This window comes from Clostridium mediterraneense, from assembly GCF_900091705.1.
GTDB lineage: Bacteria > Bacillota > Clostridia > Clostridiales > Clostridiaceae > Sarcina > Sarcina mediterraneense.
Genome location: NZ_LT594785.1, coordinates 1,028,870 through 1,052,453, shown reverse-complemented (window position 1 = coordinate 1,052,453; position 23,584 = coordinate 1,028,870). Strand labels below are relative to the sequence as shown.

Annotated in this window: 25 protein-coding genes, 1 other RNA gene and 1 riboswitch; of the genes, 3 read left to right on the top strand and 23 right to left on the bottom strand. The window is 28.2% G+C overall.

Going from position 1 to position 23,584, the window contains the following annotated elements:
- Positions 1 to 18 precede the first annotated feature (18 nt).
- The 3 genes from BN8917_RS07095 to BN8917_RS07085 form a co-directional block, all read right to left on the bottom strand.
- Complete coding sequence (locus BN8917_RS07095) at positions 19 to 741, bottom strand: hypothetical protein (RefSeq protein ID WP_066872515.1); 723 nt, start codon at positions 739 to 741, stop codon at positions 19 to 21.
- 81 nt (positions 742 to 822) lie between these two features.
- Positions 823 to 1,692 carry a methionyl aminopeptidase gene (locus BN8917_RS07090; protein ID WP_066872512.1) on the bottom strand — a complete coding sequence of 290 codons (870 nt, stop codon included), beginning with the start codon at positions 1,690 to 1,692 and terminating at the stop codon, positions 823 to 825.
- 104 nt (positions 1,693 to 1,796) lie between these two features.
- Entirely contained in the window at positions 1,797 to 2,243 is a 447-nt protein-coding gene (locus BN8917_RS07085) for a GNAT family N-acetyltransferase (RefSeq protein WP_066872510.1), read from the bottom strand.
- Between the two features lie 180 nt (positions 2,244 to 2,423).
- Between BN8917_RS07085 and BN8917_RS07080 the strand changes: the two genes are divergently transcribed.
- Together BN8917_RS07080 and BN8917_RS07075 are read left to right on the top strand one after the other, a co-directional pair.
- Complete coding sequence (locus tag BN8917_RS07080; protein WP_066872507.1) at positions 2,424 to 2,891, top strand: GNAT family N-acetyltransferase; 468 nt, start codon at positions 2,424 to 2,426, stop codon at positions 2,889 to 2,891.
- Positions 2,892 to 2,956: 65 nt separating this feature from the next.
- A complete protein-coding gene (locus tag BN8917_RS07075; protein WP_066872503.1) occupies positions 2,957 to 3,169 on the top strand; it encodes a cold-shock protein in 213 nt (70 codons plus the stop codon).
- 172 nt (positions 3,170 to 3,341) lie between these two features.
- Here BN8917_RS07075 and rnpB read toward each other — a convergent pair.
- From rnpB to dnaG, 12 genes are all read right to left on the bottom strand, one after another.
- Positions 3,342 to 3,682, bottom strand: an RNA gene (rnpB, locus tag BN8917_RS07070) — RNase P RNA component class A.
- 52 nt (positions 3,683 to 3,734) lie between these two features.
- Entirely contained in the window at positions 3,735 to 4,064 is a 330-nt protein-coding gene (locus tag BN8917_RS07065) for a hypothetical protein (protein ID WP_066872500.1), read from the bottom strand.
- Positions 4,065 to 4,127: 63 nt separating this feature from the next.
- On the bottom strand, positions 4,128 to 4,820 hold the full coding sequence (locus tag BN8917_RS07060) for a radical SAM protein (protein WP_066872498.1): 693 nt from the start codon (positions 4,818 to 4,820) through the stop codon (positions 4,128 to 4,130).
- 13 nt (positions 4,821 to 4,833) lie between these two features.
- Positions 4,834 to 5,385: an ECF transporter S component gene (locus BN8917_RS07055; RefSeq protein WP_066872495.1), complete on the bottom strand. Its 552-nt coding sequence runs from the start codon at positions 5,383 to 5,385 to the stop codon at positions 4,834 to 4,836.
- An 88-nt stretch (positions 5,386 to 5,473) separates the two neighbouring features.
- Positions 5,474 to 5,518, bottom strand: a riboswitch (PreQ1 riboswitch).
- Positions 5,519 to 5,646: 128 nt separating this feature from the next.
- Positions 5,647 to 6,684: a sensor histidine kinase gene (locus tag BN8917_RS07050; protein ID WP_066872490.1), complete on the bottom strand. Its 1,038-nt coding sequence runs from the start codon at positions 6,682 to 6,684 to the stop codon at positions 5,647 to 5,649.
- A 21-nt stretch (positions 6,685 to 6,705) separates the two neighbouring features.
- A complete protein-coding gene (locus BN8917_RS07045) occupies positions 6,706 to 7,377 on the bottom strand; it encodes a response regulator transcription factor (protein WP_066872487.1) in 672 nt (223 codons plus the stop codon).
- Positions 7,378 to 7,412: 35 nt separating this feature from the next.
- Positions 7,413 to 8,972 (bottom strand): MFS transporter, encoded by a 1,560-nt coding sequence (locus BN8917_RS07040; RefSeq protein WP_066872484.1) that lies wholly within the window; start codon positions 8,970 to 8,972, stop codon positions 7,413 to 7,415.
- Between the two features lie 104 nt (positions 8,973 to 9,076).
- Positions 9,077 to 9,874, bottom strand: a complete 798-nt coding sequence (locus BN8917_RS07035; protein WP_066872482.1) for a Nif3-like dinuclear metal center hexameric protein — start codon at positions 9,872 to 9,874, stop codon at positions 9,077 to 9,079.
- Complete coding sequence (locus BN8917_RS07030; RefSeq protein ID WP_066872479.1) at positions 9,865 to 10,563, bottom strand: tRNA (adenine(22)-N(1))-methyltransferase; 699 nt, start codon at positions 10,561 to 10,563, stop codon at positions 9,865 to 9,867. Before BN8917_RS07030 ends, BN8917_RS07035 begins: the two co-directional genes overlap by 10 nt.
- Before the next feature lie 19 nt (positions 10,564 to 10,582).
- The gene (locus BN8917_RS07025; RefSeq protein ID WP_066872475.1) at positions 10,583 to 11,470 is read right to left on the bottom strand and encodes a PH domain-containing protein; all 888 of its coding nucleotides are present in this window, start codon (positions 11,468 to 11,470) and stop codon (positions 10,583 to 10,585) included.
- 72 nt (positions 11,471 to 11,542) lie between these two features.
- Positions 11,543 to 12,652: an RNA polymerase sigma factor RpoD gene (gene rpoD, locus BN8917_RS07020; RefSeq protein ID WP_066872472.1), complete on the bottom strand. Its 1,110-nt coding sequence runs from the start codon at positions 12,650 to 12,652 to the stop codon at positions 11,543 to 11,545.
- Between the two features lie 33 nt (positions 12,653 to 12,685).
- The gene (gene dnaG / locus BN8917_RS07015; RefSeq protein ID WP_066872469.1) at positions 12,686 to 14,473 is read right to left on the bottom strand and encodes a DNA primase; all 1,788 of its coding nucleotides are present in this window, start codon (positions 14,471 to 14,473) and stop codon (positions 12,686 to 12,688) included.
- Between the two features lie 423 nt (positions 14,474 to 14,896).
- On the opposite strand from dnaG, the gene BN8917_RS07010 reads away from it, so the two are divergent.
- Entirely contained in the window at positions 14,897 to 15,961 is a 1,065-nt protein-coding gene (locus BN8917_RS07010; RefSeq protein WP_066872466.1) for a CotS family spore coat protein, read from the top strand.
- Between the two features lie 41 nt (positions 15,962 to 16,002).
- Here BN8917_RS07010 and ppdK read toward each other — a convergent pair whose 3' ends face one another.
- The 8 genes from ppdK to ybeY all read right to left on the bottom strand — a co-directional run bounded on the left by ppdK (position 16,003) and on the right by ybeY (position 23,583).
- Positions 16,003 to 18,633: a pyruvate, phosphate dikinase gene (gene ppdK, locus BN8917_RS07005; protein ID WP_066872463.1), complete on the bottom strand. Its 2,631-nt coding sequence runs from the start codon at positions 18,631 to 18,633 to the stop codon at positions 16,003 to 16,005.
- A gap of 104 nt (positions 18,634 to 18,737) precedes the next feature.
- Positions 18,738 to 19,373 (bottom strand): transcriptional regulator CcpN, encoded by a 636-nt coding sequence (locus tag BN8917_RS07000; RefSeq protein WP_066872460.1) that lies wholly within the window; start codon positions 19,371 to 19,373, stop codon positions 18,738 to 18,740.
- Positions 19,374 to 19,497: 124 nt separating this feature from the next.
- Complete coding sequence (locus BN8917_RS06995) at positions 19,498 to 20,181, bottom strand: DUF4342 domain-containing protein (protein ID WP_066872458.1); 684 nt, start codon at positions 20,179 to 20,181, stop codon at positions 19,498 to 19,500.
- 6 nt (positions 20,182 to 20,187) lie between these two features.
- Positions 20,188 to 20,928, bottom strand: a complete 741-nt coding sequence (gene recO / locus BN8917_RS06990; RefSeq protein WP_084748526.1) for a DNA repair protein RecO — start codon at positions 20,926 to 20,928, stop codon at positions 20,188 to 20,190.
- A gap of 21 nt (positions 20,929 to 20,949) precedes the next feature.
- On the bottom strand, positions 20,950 to 21,837 hold the full coding sequence (gene era / locus BN8917_RS06985) for a GTPase Era (RefSeq protein ID WP_066872455.1): 888 nt from the start codon (positions 21,835 to 21,837) through the stop codon (positions 20,950 to 20,952).
- 11 nt (positions 21,838 to 21,848) lie between these two features.
- Positions 21,849 to 22,247, bottom strand: coding sequence for a cytidine deaminase (locus tag BN8917_RS06980; RefSeq protein WP_066872452.1), 399 nt, complete (start codon positions 22,245 to 22,247; stop codon positions 21,849 to 21,851).
- 119 nt (positions 22,248 to 22,366) lie between these two features.
- Positions 22,367 to 23,059: a diacylglycerol kinase gene (locus BN8917_RS06975; RefSeq protein ID WP_066872450.1), complete on the bottom strand. Its 693-nt coding sequence runs from the start codon at positions 23,057 to 23,059 to the stop codon at positions 22,367 to 22,369.
- 17 nt (positions 23,060 to 23,076) lie between these two features.
- Positions 23,077 to 23,583 (bottom strand): rRNA maturation RNase YbeY, encoded by a 507-nt coding sequence (ybeY, locus tag BN8917_RS06970; protein WP_066872447.1) that lies wholly within the window; start codon positions 23,581 to 23,583, stop codon positions 23,077 to 23,079.
- Between the last annotated feature and the right edge of the window lies 1 nt (position 23,584).

The following is a 23,584-nucleotide window of genomic DNA, read 5'->3' as shown; positions in this document are numbered from 1 at the left end:
CGTTACTATTCTCTATTTTTATTTTTTACATACAAATTCTTTTACTTCTGAAGTTTTTGCAAATTCAAATTTAGATTTATACTCTACCTTTTCAATCTTGCAATTATCTCCTATGATAACTTCATCTCCTGAAATAAACTTACATTCAACATTTTCTATATATATTTTTTTACCTGTAATCTCATTACATCTTAATATATTCTTAGACTTAAACTTATCTAATAAACCTGTCTTCTTTTCTTTGTCTGTAACTATTTCTAAATCATCACATATTATTCCCTTAATACTACTCTTTTCTTTAAAATATACCTTTATATTATCAACTCTAATTTCCCCTGCAATATCTACTGTTCCTAAAAGATCGAAATTATCACCTGTTAAAATTCCCCTTGACGCAAACATACCTCTTAATTTAGCATTAATAAATTTTATATTACCTTTAACTGAAAGATTTCCTTGCACTAAAAGTTCATCACAAATAAGATTTTTATTTAAATTTGATATCCCTTTTGAATTAAATATATATGTCGCAGTCACATCTTTTTCAGCTGTTAAACTACCTGAAACCATTATACTCTCTGCTTCTATATCACCAAATATTGTACCAAGTCCATTTACTTCAAGAACCTCTGTATTTATATTAGATTTAATTTTTCCTATTCCTGAAATATTTATATTTCTATAATCTCCTCCATCTGCAGTTTCAAAAGGCTTAACTTCTAAGTCTTTTAAATCTTCCACTAATAAGCACCTCTTTCTTAAGTCTTCTAAAATTATAAAAAGTATCAGGAAAATTAATTTCCCTGATACTAAATCTATCTACTAGTATGCTATTATTTCGATACCATCTTCTGTAACAAGAATTGTATGCTCTGCTTGAGCTGATAATGATCCATCAGCTGTTCTAGCTACCCAACCATTATCTTCATCAATAGTTACATGATATTTCCCTGTATTAAGCATTGGTTCTATTGTGAATACCATTCCTGGAACTAAGACAACTCCTTCTCCTTCTTCACCTATATGAGGCACAAAAGGTTCCTCATGGAAATGGATTCCTACTCCATGTCCACCAAAGTCTCTAACTATTGAATATCCATTAGCATCAGCTATTTTTTTAATAGCTGCCCCTATATCTCCAAGGTGTCCCCAAGGCTTAACAGCTTCTATACCAGCTTTTAAAGCTTCTTTTGTTACATCAACAAGTTTTTGAGCTTCATCTGAAACTTTTCCTATTGTAAACATTCTTGAAGCATCTGAATAATAACCATTCTTTATTGTTGATACATCAACATTTATGATATCTCCTTCTTTAAGAATTATATCTTCTGATGGAATACCATGACATACTTCATCATTTATTGATGTGCATACGCTCTTTGGGAATCCTTCATAATTTAAAGGAGCTGGAATAGCATCATGTGCTACTGTATAATCATATACAAGCTTATCAATTTCAGCTGTACTCATTCCTGCTTTAATTTCTTTTTCAATTAAATCAAGAACTCCATTATTAACTTCTGCTGAAATTCTTATCCCTTCTATTTGTTCTTCATTTTTAACAAGGTCTCTTCCAGGCATTTCCTCGAAGTTTCTTCTCATATGTTCATATTTTTCATCAAACTCATAGTGGCATTTTTTATATTTTTTACCGCTACCACACCAGCATGAATCATTTCTATTTATCTTCATAAAATTTCACTCTTCTCTCATCAATTAATATATATTTTCAATTATACTACTATGAACAATTTTTTAAAAGTTTATAGACAAATTTATTTTGATTCACAAACATTCTAAAATTCTTTAATCATCTTTATATGTGGAATTCCTGCTTCCATATAACCTTCTCCATATATCTTAAATCCTAATTTTGCATAAAAATCTTTAGCATACTCTTGTGCTGAAATTTTTATCCTTTCTTCTGATAAATTTTCCCTTATATATTCTAAGGCCTTCTTAACTATATCATAGCCTAAATTTTTTCCTCTATACTCTTTTAATACAAGAACTCTTCCTAAAGATATTTCATCATATGCAAGACCAGCTGGAACAATCCTAAGATATGCGATTACTTTATTATCATTTTTCATAAACAAATGATAAGATTCTTTATCATTATCATCTAATTCATGTTCTGATGTAATTTTTTGCTCCATAATAAACACTTCAAATCTAGCTCTAAATATTTCAAATAATTCTTCTGTAGTTAATTCATTAAACTTTTTAATATATATATCCATTTTTCCTCCTCCTCTCTAAAATAAATTAATAAAATTCATTCCTAAAACTTTATTTAATTATATAAAAATATTTACAAATTAAAAAGCTTTATATTATTTGCTATCAAATATAATAAATTATCTTAGTAAATGCTATAATTAAATAATTAAATTTACTTATAAATAAAAAGGATACTTAATATGAAAATAAGAGAATATAAATCAGAAGATTTAGACGAAATCATTAAACTATTTTATATGACTGTTCATTATATTAATTCTAAACATTATACAAAAAAGCAACTTAAAGTTTGGGCTCCACCTATAGATAAAATTCCTAAAAAACTATGGGATGAGTCTCTTCAAAATCACTATACCATTATTGTAGAAGATAATAATAAAATCCTTGGTTTTGGCGATATAGATAATACAGGCTACTTAGATAGACTTTATGTTCATAAGGACTTTCAAAAACAAGGAATTGCATCAATAATTTCTAACAAACTTGAAGAATATGCAAAACAATTAGGCTGTAGCTCTATAACTACTCATGCTTCAATTACAGCAAAACCTTTTTTTGAAAAACGTAGTTATAAAACTATAAAAGAGCAAGAAATAATGCGTAAAAATCAAATTCTTATAAATTATATAATGAAAAAAGATTTATAAAATGTATTAAATTTTTTATATAAGGAAAACATAACTATATATCATATAGATAAGGAGAATTTTTTATGGCTACAGAAACAGGAACAGTAAAATGGTTTGACCCTGAAAAAGGATATGGATTTATAACAAATGAACAAGGAAATGATGTATTTGTTCATCATTCTCAAATACATGATGATAAGCAAGAAAAGAAGCTTAATGAAGGAGATAGCGTAAGCTTTGTTCCAGAAGATGGTAAGAAAGGTCCAATGGCTACAAATGTAGAAAAAATAATGTAAAATAAAAATAGGAAGTAGTTTTTTTACTACTCCCTATTTTTTATATAATTTTTTTGCAAAATATCTTTTATATTGTTTTAGCCAATCATCTAATAATCCAAAGAACTCATATTTTTTTAAATAAAAATTAAATACAGCAAAAAAACATCACAATAAATGTGATGTTTTCTATGGTGCGACTAAGTCTATAAGCCGAGTTCTGTATTTGACAATCATCTATCTAGGCTTAATGTTACCACTAAGCTCAAGCGACACACCCGAGAACAGAGCGAGCAACTCCTAAACGTTCTCCTATTCGGTCTTGCTTCAGGTGGGGTTTACATAGCTATACTGTCACCAGTATACTGGTGCGCTCTTACCGCACCGTTCCATCCTTACCTAGCTAAGCTAGGCGGTTTATTTCTGTTGCACTTTCCTTAGAGTCACCTCCACTGGCCGTTAACCAGCACCCTGCTCTATGAAGCTCGGACTTTCCTCTCCTTATTTCTAAGCAGCGATTGTCTGGCTTACTCGCAATAATTATATTATCATATAAATTAAATCATATCAATGTAAATTTTTGTAATTATCTATAAAAATATAATGCAGCTAATATTAAGCATATCAAAAGACTTATAGGAAAACTAACTATACAAGATAGAATTATAAAAACCAAAAGTCCTACAAGAGCTTTCTTAATAAGCTCTCCCTCCCTACTTTTTGCTGGAGGAATAACTACTTTTTTATTTTTAAATCCTTTTCTAAAATCATTATATAAATTTTTTAGATCTTCCTTAATATCAGAATAAGAAAAATTATTTGATTTATTATATTTTTTTCTACTATAATTTTTGCTTTTTCTATAATTCCTATAACCAATTCCATAAAGCTTATATTTACTATTTAATTTAGCCATATTATGCTCCTTAAAATAACTTTATATATAATATGAGCAATTACGCATATAAGTTTTTAAAATTTAGTCACCAACTCCAAAATCAGTATTTTCAAAAAGAACCTCTATATCTTCATTATCTTTTAAATATGCATATTCTTTTTCAAACCACTTTATAAGTTCTCCATCTCTTTTAAACTTTGTTGTATTTTCAGTCCATATGTTTATAGTTGCTTTAGGAAATTCATTTATAACTATATCCATATCTCTTTTTATCATTTCTTTAGTTTGTCCCTCAATTCCTACAAGAAGACAAATTGAATCATAGTATTTCTTAACTTCATCAATACTATCATATTCTATATTTTTATTTAAAACATTATTTCTAAAATCATCATCAAAAGTTTCAATACCTGTTTTAAATATAACTTCTACTCCATCAAAGAATTCTTTGATTTTATCTAGCCTTTTTCTATAAAGCCAATGTGCTTCAAAATATAATCTTTTAATATTTTTTTCTTTAACTATTCTCTTAATTTCATTTAAATCTTCCTGTGGTATTTCAAATACACTACCTGAATTTATAACTTCAAGTACTCCTTTTTCTCCTGTTATTTGTTCTAAAACAGGCTTGTTTACATTTAATATTTCACATTTGTCTTTTGAATTATCTGAAATATAATCACAGAAAGTACATTTTCCCCAAGCACAAGGAAAACTCTTTAATAATACTATTTCTCTTTCATTTTTACCATTTATAACATTATATCTATCCATATTTTTCACAACCTTATTTTAATCTATTTTTCATTGTGCTACTCATTCTTTTCATTATAATTAATGAAACTCCTGTACAGAATAATTGATTTCCATAGTCAGTCATAAATTGCATTATAACAGCAGCTACTACTGGACTAAATCCTAGATATTTAAGGAATAAATAAACATAAGTTGATGCTGATGGTGTAATTCCTCCATAAACATAAACTGTTATTAATGCACTTGAAGTACTTACAAATATTATTACTATAAGCATAGACCAGAACATCTTTTTCATATCTATCCAGCCTTTTCTGTAAAGTAATGCTATTGCAATTCCATTAAATACTTGTACTACTGCATAATAGAATGATGATGGGTCAAATATTACTCCACATAATAATGAACCAAGTACCCCTACTATTACTCCTTCAGTAGGTCCCATAAGCATTGCTATGAGATTTGTACCTATTGCATCTAAATAAATAGGTATTCTACAGGTCATTGCTATAAATGGTGCTACTACATTAATAGCGATTCCTATAGCCATTACAGCTAATTTAAAGCTTGTTAATTTCTTCATGGTATAACTCCTTTGATATTATTTAACCATAGAAGAACTGCTTAAAATAAAAAATGCCATAACAAAGAAACATACCTCGTTACAGCTACAGTTCCTAGTTTTTTATAGAAGGATGGTTTCGAACTTCTACTAGATATTTATCTAGATTTTATTTATTTTTCATTTAATATTATATCATCTATTTACCAATATTCAATATTTTTAAAAATAAACTAATTTAAATAAAAAAGATATAGTAAACCTATATCTTTTTTAAAATATCTATAACTCTATTTTAAACATTGTTCCATAACCTAGATCACTACTCACAGAGATTTTAGCATTATGTAAGTCTATAATCTTTTTTACTATAGATAAACCAAGTCCACTACCACCAATTGACCTATCACGAGCTTTATCTACCTTATAAAACCTCTCGAATATATGTACTAATTCATCTTTAGGTATTCCGGGACCATTATCTTTTATATAAAATTCTACCTTATCATTCTTATTAATTAAAGATAGACTTATCTCTCCACCACTTTGAGTAAATTTAATACTATTTTGAATTAAATTTATCCATACCTGACTTAAAAGCTCTTTATCTCCTAAAATACTTACCTTTTCAAGATTTAAATCCATATTTATATTTTTATCAATCCATTGTGGCTCTAAGGCTAAAACTACATCCTTTATTTGAGTATCTAATCTATATTCCTTAGCTTCAAAACCATTAGAATCTGATTCAAGTGTAGTAAGCTTAAGTAAGTTTTCACTTAATTTACTTAAACGTGAACTCTCAAGCTCAATAATATTTAAATATTCTAATCTTTTCTCTTCACTTATATTTTTACTTTTAAGGATTTGTGCAAATCCTTTAATTGATGTTAATGGTGACTTTATTTCATGAGATACATTAGATATAAACTCCTGCCTCATCTTTTCCATCTTATCTAAATTAGTACTCATATCATTTATATTTTCTACAAGTTCATAAAAATTTTCATCATCTACAAATTTATTTTTTAATTTAATATTGTACTCACCTTTTGAAATAGACTGTATGGCTTTATTTATAAGACCTATATAATCTTTTATTTTTATATTTAAGAAATATATAAATGCTACTATTAAGATTAATAAAAAAATTAGATTAATAACTGAATTTAATAATTGAAATAAAAAACCCTCTGTTCTTTTTCCAAGGAGATAAAAAATAAAATTACTTATTGTATAACTAAAGTAAGTAAATATTACTGGGAGTATAATTAGAATTAATATACAAGCTATTAATTTAAAAATATTTTTTAAATTCATATGTCCACTTCCTATATATAATTAATTACTTTCCATACGATAACCAAGTCCTCGTATGGTTGTAATTTTAAATGAATGTTTTTCTTTTGGAAATTTATCACGAAGTCTATTTATATGAACATCTAAAGTTCTCTCATTTCCATCAAAATCATATCCCCATATTTCTTCTATTAAAACATCCCTACTTATAGTTTTTCCTAGATTCTCTGCAAGTTTATAAAGAAGTTGAAATTCCTTCAACGCAATATCTATTTTTTCTCCATTAACTTTTATTTCAAAATTCTTTTTGTCCATCCAAAGCTCTCCTACACTTATACTTTGAGATAGATTAATCTTATATCTTTTTAGAAGAGCCTTAATTCTAACATCAAGCTCTTCTAAATCAAATGGTTTAGACATATAATCATCTACTCCAGCACCAAAACCTTTAACTATATCCTGTGTTTCTCCTTTTGCTGTTAACATTAAAATTGGAAAATCATAATCTTTTCTAATTTCCTTACATAAATCTAATCCATTAACTTTAGGCATCATAACATCTACTATTGCTAAATCTATTTTACTCTCATAAACTTTTTCTAAAGCTTCCTGTCCATTACTAGCTCCTTCTACTTCATAAGCAGAATTCTCTAAAAAAACCTTAATTAATTCTCTAATATGATTATCATCATCTACAACAAGTATTTTAATCATTCTTATCTCCTCATTAGTTATATCAAAATATATTATTACTCTTCTTCAACATCAGTAGGAGTATCCTTATTTACCATTAATGCAACTATAGCTCCCAGTGCACATATAATTGTTCCAACTAACATAGCACTGTGCATACCAGCTACAAATGAATTTGCTGTTGCTGTTTTAATTACATTATTAATTTGCTCTGAGGCTCCATTAATTATAGGCGCAACTCCTTGTGTTACTGTTTTTGTTACTATATCACTATTACTAATCTTATCTATTATATTACTTGGTATATTCCCATTTACTAAATATTCATGGAAGTTCTTTGTTGTACTGTTAGCCATAATTACTCCAAGTACTGAAACACCTAAAAGGCCACCTATTTCATGTGATGTATTTTGAAGACTTGAAGCTGCTCCAGCTTGTTTAACACTAGCATTTCCAATTAAAGCATCTGTTGATGCTGGAATTATAATTCCAAGACCAAAACCTAAAATACCTAAAGAAGTACCTAATATCGCATAACTACTATGAACTGTAGTAAATGTAGCTAAGAATAAACCTAATGACATAATAAGTATACTTATTACTAAAGCCCATCTGGGTCTTAAAAATCTAATAATAGGAGCTGAAATTACAGCACTAACTAAAAGACATATTCCAAGAGGTAGAAGTCTTATTCCAGACATAAGTGGTGTAACTCCTTGTATTTGTTCTGTGTATAACATTACATAAAACATTGTCCCTTGAAGTGCAAACATAAATAGCACAGTCATTACTACACCAGCAATTATTGATTTATTCTTAAATAATTCAAGTGGAATACATGGATCTTTAGCTTTTCTTTCAACTAAAATAAATAATATTAAAAATATAGCTGCTACTATTAAAAGTTCTATTACTAAACTAGAATGTATACCTTTCTCTGGGATACTTATTAAACCATATGATAAAGCACCTAAAAATACAGACATAGTTAAGATACCTAAAATATCAAATTTAGTTTCCTTAAATCTTTCAGTTTCTGAAATAAGCATTAAAGCGAGTACTGCTGATATTGCTCCAATAAATACATTAACATAAAATGCCCAGTTCCAATTTAAATAATTTATTATTAATCCACCAATTATAGGCCCTATAGCCACTGTTAAGCCATTAACTGAAGAAAATATACCTATACCTGCTGAAAGCTTCTCCTTAGGCATAACACTACGAATAAGAGCTAAAGCATTTGTACTTATTAAAGCTCCAAAAACACCTTGTATAATACGAAATGCTATAAATAAAACTACTGATGAAGAAAGTCCTATAGCAAGTGATGATAAACCAAAACCAACTATACCTATAGTAAATATAATTTTTCTTCCAAATCTATCTCCAAGTTTTCCTGCTACAATCATAAAGATACCTAAACTTAAAAGATATCCACTAGTAATCCATTGTAATTGTCCCTCTGTTGCATGCATATCCCTAACTATAATAGGGTTAGCTATTGAAACTATTGTACTATCTAAACTAACCATAAGTGAACCAAAGACTATAGCAAGTAATGCTAACCAATAATTCTTACTCATAGTTGAACTTATTTTTTTAGAATTCTCCATTTCTAATTCCTCCTATGTAAACATCTCAATCTTTTGTATGTATACATAGTAAAACTTCTATTTAAACTGAATTTAAATAGAAGTTAAAATTCTAAAAAAATATTTTATAAAAATGAATATGGATCCTCTGACTTTTTAGATATTATAAACTCTACATTTTCTCCCATATCCTTAAGCTCTTTTTCTAATTTCTTATTTACTTCAATAAGAACAGGCCATTCTGATTTAAAATGTCCTATATCAAGTATGCACATACCCATTTCCTTATAATCTGAAACAAAATGGTAAGTTGTATCTCCTGTTATTATAAGCTCTGCTCCTCTTCTTCTTGCAGCTTCAAAAAAGCTTTGACCACTTCCATTAACTATAGCAATCCTTTCAATTTCTCTATCTAAATCACCTGCATATCTTAAATGATCTACATTAAAAGCATTTTTACACTTTTCTATAATTTCTCTTAAAGTTAATTTCTTTTCAAGATTTACCATTCTTCCTATACCAGCATTATTATCAGCTTTATGTTTATCTATAATTTCTTCTGATTTAAAACCTAACATACTAACAATAGTATCATTTATACCTTCTTTAACTGAATCCCAGTTAGTATGTGCTGAATAAAGATTTATATCATTTCTTATAAGTTCTATAATCTTCTTTCCTTGTAAGGTATCTGTTGTTATTGAACTAGGCTTTTTAAATATTAAAGGATGATGAGTTAGAATAAGCTCTACTCCATTTTCTTTTGCCTCTTCTATAACTTCATTAGTACAATCTAAAGCAAGTAAAACCTTTGTTATTTCCTTTTCTCTATCTCCAACCATTAATCCAACATTATCAAAATCTTCTTTAAGATTAGTTGGAGCAATCTTTTCCATTACTTTAATAAAATCATTTAATAGCATTTAATCATCTCCTCTAATACTTTTATCTTTTCCGCAAGTTCTTGTTTCTTAATATTTGCTGATTCTGTATCTTCTTTAATATAAGTAAGCACTTTTTTACTATGTTCAATCTTAGCTTCTATATACTCCTTTAATAAGTCTCCTTTTTTTCTAAGAAGCATTGGGCTTATTTCATAATATATTTTATCTTCAAATTTTAATCTCTCAGCATTTTCATTATATCTAACAGTAAATAATTCATAATATTTACCTTCATCTTTTAATAACTTCTCATCTATTATTTTATACTCATTATTATATAAAAATTCTCTTAATACCTCTGGATTTTGTGCTGGTTGTAAAACCATAAGCTTATAATTTTTAACCTTCTCTATATCAGCAAGAAGAATATCTCTAGTTAGATTTCCTCCCATTCCAGCTATAACTATTCCTTCAACCTCATTTACCTTTAATGGTGCAAGTCCTGGTCCTAAATAACACTTTACCTTATCTTTTAATCCATCAAGTCCTATATTTTTCTTAGCTTTTTCTAAAGGTCCTTTATTTATATCTGAAGCAATAGCTGTTTCACATATTCCATTCTTAACAAGATACATAGGAATATAACCATGATCTGTTCCTATATCAGCTATACTTTTACACCCTTTAACTTCATCTGCTATTGCTTTTAATCTTATACTTAAATCCATTACTTTTCCTCAGCTCTTTCTATAAATAATTAATTAATATTTGTACCTGTATAAAAGAAAATAAAAATGTTGTACTTAAAGGCATATACATATATCTAATAGCAAGTTTTTTATCATACTTAGCTGTAAAATAAGATGCATAGTACATACAAGTTAGAATTATCATATTAAATACTCCATACATCATTTGTTTAAAAGCAAATTGCTTCCCATTTCCCCAAAGAACTACCATAAGATTTGCATTAAAACTTAAAGGCATCTTTTCAGGAAAAATATCAAAGATATACAGTATAAAAGGAAATGCAGTCATTAAGATAACAACTATAGTAGTTATTATTAGTGGATATAAAAATGACTTCTTTTTAAATAATTCTTTACTATTATAATTTTTAATCTTAAATTCTTTTATAGGTACTGATTTATCAAATAAAAAAGTTAATACCTTATCTATCTCTACTGGAGAAATTCCATAAGATAAATTTTCTGTATGAATATAAATAACTTTCTCTGAAGATGTTATAAAAGCTCTAGTTGTTCCTATACCTTCTACAACCATTCTTCCAAAAGCATATCTTTGCTTTCCAATTCCAGATAATTTAAATCCATCTATGTATTTTTCTTTTACAAGTAAACCATTAATTTCATCAAAATTTATTTGTATATTCTTCATTCCCCAAAAGGCATGAATTATTATCTTCTCTTTTTTAATTATATATTTTAAAGTTAAATCTAATAAAATATAATACATACACCATATAGTATATATTATCGTAACTAATCCTATTAATTGTTTTTCTATATAACCATCAACTAATCTAGATAAAAAAATTAATATTCCATCACCAAATAATAAACAAAATACTAATTCAAATACAGCTATTCCCCTCTTACTTTTATACTCACCCATGTTAATCTCCCCCTATTGTAGTATAACATATCAATATATTAGGCTCAAAAAAAAGATTAGTACCAAATGGTACTAATCTAAATAATCTTTTAACTTCTTACTTCTGCTAGGATGTCTTAATTTTCTAAGAGCCTTAGCTTCAATTTGTCTAATTCTTTCTCTTGTAACATTAAATTCTTTTCCAACTTCTTCAAGAGTTCTTGCTCTACCATCATCAAGACCAAATCTTAATCTTAATACTTTTTCTTCTCTAGGTGTAAGAGTATCAAGTACATTTATTAACTGTTCTTTTAATAAAGTGAATGCTGCTGCTTCTGCTGGTGCTAAAGCATCATCATCAGGAATAAAGTCGCCTAAATGTGAATCTTCTTCTTCACCTATTGGTGTTTCTAATGATACAGGTTCTTGAGCAATCTTTAAAATTTCTCTTACCTTATCTACTGGCATATCCATTTGTTTTGATAATTCTTCTGGAAGTGGATCTCTACCTAATTCTTGTAATAATTGTCTTTGAACTCTTATAAGCTTATTAATAGTTTCAACCATATGAACTGGTATTCTAATTGTTCTAGCTTGGTCTGCTATAGCTCTTGTTATTGCCTGTCTTATCCACCATGTAGCATATGTTGAGAATTTGAATCCTTTTCTATAATCAAATTTTTCAACAGCTTTTATAAGTCCAAGATTACCTTCTTGTATAAGGTCTAAGAATAACATTCCTCTACCAACATATCTTTTAGCTATACTTACAACAAGTCTAAGGTTAGCTTCTGCAAGTTTTTTCTTTGCATAAACACTGCCTTCTTCTATCTTATTAGCAAGTTCAATTTCTTCTTCTGATGAAAGAAGTGGAACTTTACCTATTTCTTTAAGGTACATTCTAACAGGGTCATCAATTGCAATACCTTCTGGTATTGAGATTTCTAAATCCTCTTCCTCTTCTTCCTTATTCATTTCACTTATTACTTCGACTCCCATGGATTCAAGTACTTCATAAATCTTTTCAATTTGTTCTGGTGTTAAATCTATTTCATCAAGTTCATCCATTATTTCTTTATAAGTTAATGAACCACTTTTCTTACCTTTATCTACTAACTTCTTAACTATTGCCATTCTGGCATTCTTATCCATCATTTCTATTTTAGCACCTTTACCCTTAACATTTGTTGTTTTATCACTCATGGGTTTGCCTCCTTCCGCTTTAAGAACTATCTACTACTTCTTTAAACTTCTTAGTTTTTCCTGTATTTCCTTTGATTGTTTTAAATATGATAAGGATGCTTCTATATCTCCTAATCTTTCACTATCCTTTAATCTCTTCATTATATTTTCTTGTTCCTTTTTTAGTTTGTGCGTTTTTATATTATATATATAGTCTTTAATTAGAATCTCTACATCTAGATTATCATTTATAGAATTAATTTCTTTTATCATAAGAATTTCTTTTAAGACTTCTGAATCTTCACATCTTAATTCTAAACTCCTATACAAGTCCTTAAATCCATTCTCTGCAACAACTTCTTCAATTAAAGTATATAATTTTTTATATGAATTATCTGTACAATCTTCCACTAAAAAATATTTTTTTACTAGTTCATAAGTTTTTTCATTCATCATGAGACTAAATATATTTCTTGTAGATTTTACATATGCAGGTTCTATATATAATTTTGTTCCATAATATTCCTCATTATTCATATTTTTATTGCTTTTATTTAATATTGTCATTTTTGAGCTTAATAAATCATATAAAGCTTGCTCTTTTATTCCAGTTTCCTCTGATATTTTCTTAATATAAACATCTTTCTCCACTGGATTAATAGTAGCTAGAACTTCAGTAATTCGATTTCCATACTTAACAATATCCTCTTGTTTTGACAGATTAAGTCCTTGTTTTGAAATTGACAATTTATAATCTATAAGCTTTTGAGCTTTATTTACTTGTTCTAAAAACGCTTCTCTCCCATTTAATCTAATAAATTCATCAGGATCTTTTCCTTTAGGAATATTTAAGACTCTTACTTCAAGTCCAACTTCAGTTAAAATATCTAATCCTCTAAGTGTTGCCATCTGTCCTGCTACATCAGCATCATAAGATATTATAACTTTATCAGCATACCTTCTTATAAGTTTAGCCTGTTTTAGTGTCAATGCTGTTCCAAGAGAAGCTACAGCATTAACTATTCCATGTTGATGAAGAGAAATACAGTCCATATACCCCTCCACTACAATAAGACTTCTATCTTTTATACCATTATTCTTTATCGCAAAATTTAAGCCATAAAGGTTAGTTCCTTTATCAAATACTATTGTTTCTGGAGAGTTTAAATATTTTGGCTTAGAATCATCTAATACTCTTCCACCAAAACCTATAACATTGTTATTGACATCAAATACAGGGAATATAACCCTATTTCTAAATCTATCATAAGAAGTTTTTTTCTCATCATTATAAATAACAAGACCTGTTTCTCTTATAACTTCTTCCTTTAGCTTTAGCCCTCTCAAAAACCCAAGTGTTTCTCTCCAACCATCTTTAGCATACCCTATACCAAATGATCTGAGAGTTTGCTCTGTGAGTCCTCTTTTGTAAAAATATTCTTTTATAGAACTATTTTGTTGAATATTAGAAAAATAATATCTTGCAACAGCCTTATTAATATTATGAAGAATTTTTTTCTTCTCTTGCTGTGGATTTCTCTTTCCCTCTTCAAAATTTATTTGAATATTTGCTCTATCTGCTAAATACTTTACAGCTTCAACAAAATTTAAATTTCTGATTTTCATAATAAAGCTAAGAACATTTCCTGCCTCACCACAACCAAAACATTTAAATATTTGCTTATCTTCTGACACACTAAAAGACGGAGATTTTTCATTATGAAACGGACATAAACCTGAAAAATTTCTGCCTGATCTCTTGAGCTTAACATATTCTGATATTACATCTGCAATATCATTTTCTTCTTTTACTCTTTCTATAATTTCCTCTGGAATTTTCAAGAAAACTCCCACCTTACTTTAAAGTTTTTATTGGAACTATTACTAATTCGACATTTATTTTATTTTTCCTCTTTTTTTTTAAAAGTTTTTTTATTTTTATCTATATTTTTGTCTTTTAAAATAATCTTAAACCATTTTATTGAAAAAATACTTTTTTATTTAAATTTATTTGTAGTTATTATACTTTGTAATTAAAAGCTTTTATATGTATTTTTATTTTAATTCTACTAATTTAATATAAATAAAAAAACTATCTAATCTATACTATTCTATACATAATAAAAAAAATCCTTTTATATTATATTTTATTATACTTTTAGGCTTTTATAACAAGTTACTTAATCAAATAAATCTCCTTATTTAGTATAATGCCATCCTCTTAATAATATGTATATATTAGGTAATTTATCTAGGAGGATTTCTATGAGTGATGACAAAAAATTGCTTACTTCTGAAAAAGAACTTTTAAGACTTGCTCGTAACTATGTACTTCCCGAATATAATCTACAAGATTGTAGTATAGAACAAATAAAAATTAAAAATAGTGCAAAGCATAGGGCTGTCTATAAAATCAAATCAGAAGATAAAGAATATTGTTTAAAAAAGGTTTATTATGACGAAAAAAAACTTTTATTTATGTATTCTGCTATGGAATGGTTGTTTAGGGCAGGATTTAAAGTTCCAAGAATACTTGCTACCAGAAATAATAATAGATATGTAAAAATAAATGGCTTACTTTTTATATTAAATTCTTGGGTCCCAGGAAGTAAATGTGATTTTAATAATCTTGAACATCTTAATATAGCTTCAGAAACCTTAGCCCTTATGCATAAATCAGCCAAAGATTTTATTCCCATAAAAGGAAGCCATCTAAAAACTGGGTATGATAATCTCTACATATCCATAAACAAACATTTTAATCAACTTCTTTCTTCATATAATCAAGCAAATAAAAAAAAGGACAAGTTTTCAAGAATATATCTAGATTACTTCCCTCAAAATATAGAACTAGCTAAATTTGCTCTTGAAGTATCAGCTACTATAAATTTTGATAAACTTAGTCGTTCATTATGTCATGGAGACTATGTTAATAAAAATCTTTTATTTAATGATAAAGAAGTTTATATAATTGATTTTGATAAATGTTCTTATGATTATTGTATGTCAGACCTTTCTTATTTTCTAAGAAGACTTCTAAAGCGTGGTGAAACTAAGTGGGATTTTGAAATAGCAAAAAATATTATCTTAAATTATAATAAAGCCAATCCATTAACCCAAGATGATATAAAATATTTAATGGTTTATTTATCATTTCCTCAAAAATACTGGAGAACTTCTAGAGATTATTACTCTAGTATCTCAAAGTGTAATAAATCTGCTTCAAAAAAAATGCTACTTGATACAGTTTTAAAAACTTCTTATCAAGCAGAGCTTGTAGAAAAAATGAAGGATTTTTTCTTAGAAGAATTCAATATTCAATTCCAATAGACTAAAAGGAGCTGTCTCGTAAGAGATAACTCCTTAATTTTTTATCTTCTATTCTTAACTTGTGCTTGTGCAGCTGCAAGTCTAGCTACTGGAACTCTAAATGGTGAACAACTTACATAATTTAATCCCAAATTATGACAGAACTCTATTGAAGATGGATCTCCACCATGTTCTCCACATATTCCAAGCTTTATATTTTCTCTTACTGATTTTCCTTTTTCTACAGCTATCTTCATTAATGAACCAACACCAGTTTGATCTAATTTTGCAAATGGGTCTTGTTCATATATTGCCTTACTATAATAATCATTTAAGAATTTAGCAGCATCATCTCTTGAGAAACCAAATGTCATTTGAGTTAAATCATTTGTACCAAATGAGAAGAATTCTGCTTCCTTAGCAATTTCATCAGCTGTAATAGTCGCTCTTGGTATTTCTATCATTGTACCAACTTTATATTCTATCTTAGTATTATTTTCAGCCATTACTTTATTAGCTGTTTCTACAACTATATTCTTAACATATCTAAGTTCTTTTATTTCACCAATTAAAGGTATCATTATTTCTGGAACTACATCATAGCCTTTATTTTTCTTCACTTCTATAGCTGCTTCAATAACTGCTCTTGTTTGCATTTGTGCAATTTCTGGATATGAAACTGCAAGTCTACATCCTCTATGTCCCATCATTGGGTTGAATTCATGTAAACTATCTATAGTTGCCTTTACTTCTTCTAAGCTTAAATCCATTTCATTAGCTAGATTTTTCATGTCTTCTTCATGAGTTGGTAAGAATTCATGTAATGGTGGATCTAAAAATCTTATAGTAGCTGGTCTACCTTCTAAAGCTTCATAAATTCCAATAAAATCTTCTTTTTGCATTGGAAGTATCTTTGCAAGAGCTGCTTCTCTATGTTCTACATCCTTTGATAAAATCATTTCTCTAACAGCTTTAATTCTATCTTCAGCAAAGAACATATGCTCTGTTCTACAAAGTCCTACCCCTTCTGCTCCAAAGCTTACTGCTTGTCTTGCATCTTTTGGAGTATCAGCATTACTTCTTACTTGTAGCTTTCTTATTTCATCAGCCCAAGACATAAATGTTGCAAAGTAACCACTTATTTCTGGAGTAACAGTCTTAAGTTTTTCTGCATATATATTTCCTGTTGATCCATCTATTGAAATATAATCGTTATCAGTTAAAACCAAATCTCCTATAGTTACTGTCTTTTTATTTTCATCAACTTTTAATTCTCCACATCCAGCAACACAGCAAGTTCCCATTCCTCTAGCTACAACAGCTGCATGAGAAGTCATACCACCTCTTACTGTAAGAATTCCTTCTGCTGCTATCATACCTTCTATATCTTCTGGTGAAGTTTCAAGTCTTACAAGAACAACATTTTCTCCATTTTCTTTTCTAAGCTTTGCTTCATCTGCTGTAAATGCTATTTTACCACAAGCTGCTCCTGGTGATGCTGGTAAGCCTTTTGCTACAACTTCTATTTTTTTCATTGATTCTAAATCAAATGCTGGATGCAATAAAGTATCAAGTTGTTTTGGTTCAACTTTTAAGATAGCTTCTTCTTTAGTTAACATTCCTTCTTCAACTAAATCTACAGCTATTTTAAGTGCTGATTGAGCTGTTCTCTTACCATTTCTAGTTTGTAAGAAATAAAGTTTTCCTTCTTCTATAGTAAACTCCATGTCTTGCATATCTCTATAATGATTTTCAAGTTTATTAACTATTGCTATAAACTCGTCATAAATAGTTTTATTTTGCTTTTCTAATTCTGAAATAGATTTAGGTGTTCTTATACCAGCAACAACATCTTCACCTTGCGCATTCATAAGATATTCTCCATAAATACCCTTATCCCCATTTGCTGGGTTTCTTGAAAATGCAACTCCTGTACCTGAAGTTTCTCCTTTATTACCAAATACCATTTGTTGAACGTTTACTGCTGTTCCCCAAGCACTAGGTATATCATTAAGTCTTCTATAAACTATAGCTCTTGGATTATTCCATGATCTAAATACAGCTTTTATTGCTTCTATAAGTTGAACTTTAGGGTCTGAAGGAAAATCTTCTCCCTTTTCTCTTTTATATACTTCTTTAAACTTACCTACTAATTCTTTTAAATCATCAGCTGTTAAATCAGTATCAACCTGTACACCTTTTTCTTCTTTCATTTCATCTAGTAAATCTTCGAATAATCTTTTTTCTATTCCCATTACAACATCTGAGAACATTTGAATAAATCTTCTATATGAATCATAAGCAAATCTTGGATTATTAACTAACTTAGCCATAGCTTCTGTAGCTTCATCATTTAAACCTAAATTTAATACAGTATCCATCATTCCTGGCATTGAAACTCTAGCTCCTGATCTTACAGAAACAAGTAAAGGATCAGTCATTGAGCCAAATTTTTTTCCTGTTTCTTCTTCTAATGCTTGTAATTTAAAATAAATTTGATCGATAACTTCTTCAGATATCTTTTTCCCATCTTCATAATACTTATTACATGCCTCAGTAGTTACTGTAAAACCTTGTGGAACAGGTATACCTAAATTAGTCATTTCAGCTAAATTAGCTCCTTTTCCACCTAATAAATTTTTCATGCTTGTATTACCTTCTTTAAAAAGATATACATATTGCTTTTTATCCATTCTCATACCCTCCGTTTTACCTAGAATTTAATATTTTTAAAGACTCGCTCACAGATTATGTAAGTAAGCCTATACTAATACTATTCTATTAAACGGAAAAATATTTATTCTATTTTGCCTAATTTAACAAATAATTTAGTTATATTTGTTTTAGATACCTTACCTATTATTTTTAAGTATACCTCACCATCATCATTCTTCATTTCTTCAACTACTGGTATAGAATCAATTTCATGATTTATTATTTTACTTGCTACTTCAAATGCACTATCTTCAACATTTGCTGAAATTATGTTAGGCATTCTTGTCATTATAACACCTACTGGTACTTTATATATATCTGTTCCTCCAATAGCAACTTTTAAGAAATCTTTTCTTGAAACTGCTCCTGTTAATTGACCGTTATTTTCAACAAAAATAGTTCCTACATCTTTTAAAAATAAGTAAACTATAGCATCATGAACCATTGTATCTTCTGATATAACACTTGGTTTTGACATTATATCTCCAACTTTTATATTACTTAATTTTTCTAACACTAAATTATTAGATGATTTTTCTGAACATACATAACCTACTTTAGGTTTTGCACTTAGCATACCTATCATTGTAAGCACTGCTAAATCTGGTCTTAAAGCTGCTCTAGTAACTCCTAACTTTGATGCTAAAGCTTCTGATGTTATAGGTGCCTCTTCCTTAACTAATTTAACTATTTCTTCTTGCCTTGGTGTTAGCTTCACTTTATCTACCTTCTTTCCCGAAAATTTAAGAGGAATGCTAATTTATAAATGAATACATAAACTAATCCCTAGTCTAAAAATCCAACAAACCATAAACTAACTATTCCTCTACCAATAATCCTCTCTATTTTTGTTTATCTATATCTTCAAAATTTACTGTATATGAAAAACTTGAACTATTATCTAGTTCTTTAGATTTTTTATTAAAACTTGGTTTCTTAATTGATTTAATACTATTAACTATAGCTAAATCTTTTTCTTCAGTTTTGTTATTTGATTTGAACATCCCAGTCTTATTTTTAAACATATCTGTTGCAGTATTTGCAAAACCTTTTGTTTTTTCCTTTAAATCTGAAGCTGTGCTTTTAATTATTTTATTTACAACCTCTACTGATCCATCAGTTTTTGTAATTTCTATAACAACATTACTTGCTACTGCTGCTACTGCTAATACAGCTAATACAGGTGGTAATAAAACTGCTATAACACCAGCTGCTATACCTGCATTTACTGGAATATCCCCAATTACTTTATCATCTTTTTTAATTTTAATTCTTGAAACATTACCTTTTTCAACTAATGATAATATCCACTTTTTTAAATCTTCTATTGATTCTTGTTTTTTAGCTTCTTCTTCATTTAAAGCATCCATTTGGGCTTTAAATTCTTCTCTTTGCTTATTTTCTATATAAATTATAGCTTCTAATACATCTCCATTTGAAAGTTCTAACGCCTCTTTTGCATCTTTATAAGTAACAGATGTTCTTTCTATAATTTGATCCACCTTTTCAAGTGTAATATTTTCCATGAACTATCACTCCTTTATAAATTTCAACATATCTAAACTTTTAGGTCTTCTTGTATAATTAGATGAAATTATTGAAGAAGTAATTTTAAAAATTTCTTCTTTCATTTCATCTGTTAAACTTACTCTATAAACCTTGTCTAAAGTAGTATTATTTAAAAATCTTAGTGCATTAAATGAACCTTTACTTAGATATATACCATGTTCTTTTGGACAATTTTCACAAACTCCCCCATGATAAGATAGGCTTATATAATTAGATGTTTGCAGTTTCTTTTTACAAAAGACACAATTCCCAAAATCTAAGCCATATCCTGTTGCTCTTAAAAGCTTTAATTCAAAAGCTCTTGTTAAAAGTTCATAATCTAAAGCGTCAGTATCTAAAAGATAAATGGCTGTTACAAACTGCTTATACAGTTCATAATTAGCATCTTCATCTTCTGTAGAAATATCTATAAGTTCACAAAGGTATGAAGAATAGGTTAACTTTTCAAGATTATTTAAAAGACCTTGAAAAGAATTTCTAAGCTTCCCCTCTGATAATCTACACATACCCTTACCTTTAAAGAATAAATAGTCTCCATAACAAAGAGGTAATGTGACTGAAAATAAATTATTTTTACTTCTTTTCGCACCTTTTGCAATAGCTGATATTTTTCCAAACTTCTCAGTATATATCCAAACTAATTTATCATTCTCTTTGTAATCAAGGGATTTTATAATAATTCCGCTTGTTTTTAAAAGTCCCAAACGAAATCCTCCTATCTTAAACTATTTATTCTTATATCCAAGTTCTCTTAATAGAGTATTGTTATCTCTCCACTCTTTTCTTACTTTAACCCAGATTTTGATATTAACTCTTGCTCTTAGGAATCTTTCTATTTCATATCTAGCAGTTTCACCTATCTTTTTAAGAGTCTGACCATTCTTACCTATAATAATTCCTTTATGTGAATCTTTTTCACATATTAGGTCTACTTCTATATTATATTTTCCATTCTTATCTTGTTTCATTTGAATAATATCAACAGCTATACCATGAGGAACTTCTTCACTTAAAGTTCTTAAGGCCTTTTCTCTTACTATTTCTGATACAACAAACTTTTCTTGTACATCTGTTATCATATCATCTGGGTAATATTTAGGTCCTTCTGGCATATATTTTACCATAAGCTCTACAAGCTTATCTGTATTTTTTCCCTTTATAGCTGATATAGGTATTATTTCAGCAAAATCAAATTCCTTAGAATATTTAACTAAAGTTTGTGCAACCTTATCTTGAGTTGCTTCATCTATTTTATTTAATATAAATATAACAGGTGCTTTTTGAGCCTTTAATTGTTCTATTATATATTTATCGCCTCTTCCAAGGTCACCTTCTGGTGTAGTTAAGAATAATACAAGATCTACTTCTTTTATAGAATCTTTAGCACTATTAACCATATATTCACCAAGTTTATGTTTTGGTTTATGAATCCCTGGTGTATCAACGAAAACTATTTGATAATCGTCTCCTGTTAATATTGTTTGTATATTATTTCTTGTTGTTTGTGGTTTATTTGAAACTATTGAAAGTTTCTCACCCATAAATAAATTTAATAAAGTAGATTTTCCAACATTAGGTCTACCTACTATTGTTACATATCCTGATTTGAACATTCAAATCCTCCTTATTTATCTAAATCTGTTTTTGAAAATGCTCCTGGCATCATTTCTTTAAGTGTTGTTTCTATATAATCATTTTCTGACTTAACAATATAAATTTTCATATCCATATCTTTAGCAAACTCTAACATAACCTGTCTGCATATTCCACAAGGGTAAGTAAAATTATTTAAATCCCCAATTAAAGCTATAGCTTCTAAATTTCTAGCTCCATTTGATACGGCATTAAATATAGCAGTTCTTTCCGCACAGTTTGTTGCTCCAAATGATGCATTTTCTACATTACATCCTGTATATATGTTTCCATCTTCAAATAAGGCAGCCGCTCCTACTTTAAAATTTGAATATGGACAATAAGCCTTTTCTCTTGCTTCAATAGCTAACTTTATTAATTTTTCCTTCATCTTTAATGCCTCCCAAATTTCTATAAAAGTATAATATACCCTATTTATTTAAATAGGGTATATTAATTATAGCATTATTTTATTATTTAATAAATTTTTTTAACTTAAAATTATTTATTTTAGCTAAAAATTTCAAATATAATAAGTGTTACTGAAATACCTAAGATAGCTCCTGCAACTACTTCTTTTAATGAATGGACTTTTGAATCAACTCTACTTTGCGCTGTTATAAAGGCCATAAAGTAACTAAGCATAAATATTATTGCCTCTCCTGATATTATTGATATACAAGTAGCAATAGAAAAAGCAATTGCACTATGTCCTGATGGCATTCCACCTTTTAAAGGAGTTCCCTCTCCCCATATAGCTTTAGCTATAATAGTAAGCATTGCTACTATCATAATCACTATAAAAATAAGATAGTAATCACTATTCTTAATTTTTATTGCAAGACTATATGTTACTTCAGAAAGTTTATCCCCAAAGACTACATAACCAACAAAAATAGCATTTATTGCAGTAACTAATACTGCACCAGCTGCTGTATCTTTAGCAATCTTAACTAAAGGATGATAATGATTATTACTAAGATCAACAGCACTTTCTATTGCTGTATTTACAAGCTCTGCTGCTATAACCATTGCTATACAAATAGTTAAGGCTATCATTTCTTCCTTACTTATATCATATAATAAACTAGATATAAGAACTATTAAAGCTATACCAAAATGAATTTTCATATTTCTTTGAGTTCTAAGAGCATATAATATTCCATTAATTGCATAGTTAAAACTATCTAAAAGTTTTTTCACCTTAACCTCACCATACCTTAATCATTTCTAGTTAATTTAAGCTTTGATAAAATATCTTCTTCCCTTGCTCTCATAACTTTTTTCTCTTCTTCTTCCATATGGTCATAACCTAATAGGTGTAATACTGAATGAACAACTAAATAAGAGCATTCTCTATTAAATGAATGATTAAATTCAACTCTTTGTTCTTCAGCTCTTTCTAATGATAAAACTATATCTCCAAGAATTAGTTCTTCCCCATCAAAATAAGTTTTATCCATTTCTTTTCCTGTATAAACATCTTTATATACTTTTCCATTAGGATAATCAAGCATTGGAAAAGATAGAACATCAGTTGCTCTATCTATATTTCTTGTTTCATTATTTATTTCTTTTATTTGTTCATTATCAACAAAAACTAAAGAAACTTCACATTTTTTATCTACTTTTTCTTCACTTAAAGCAAATTCAATAGCATTTTTTAAAATCTCTTCAAAATTACTATCAACTTTAAATTTATCTTGTCTATTATCTACATAAATCAAT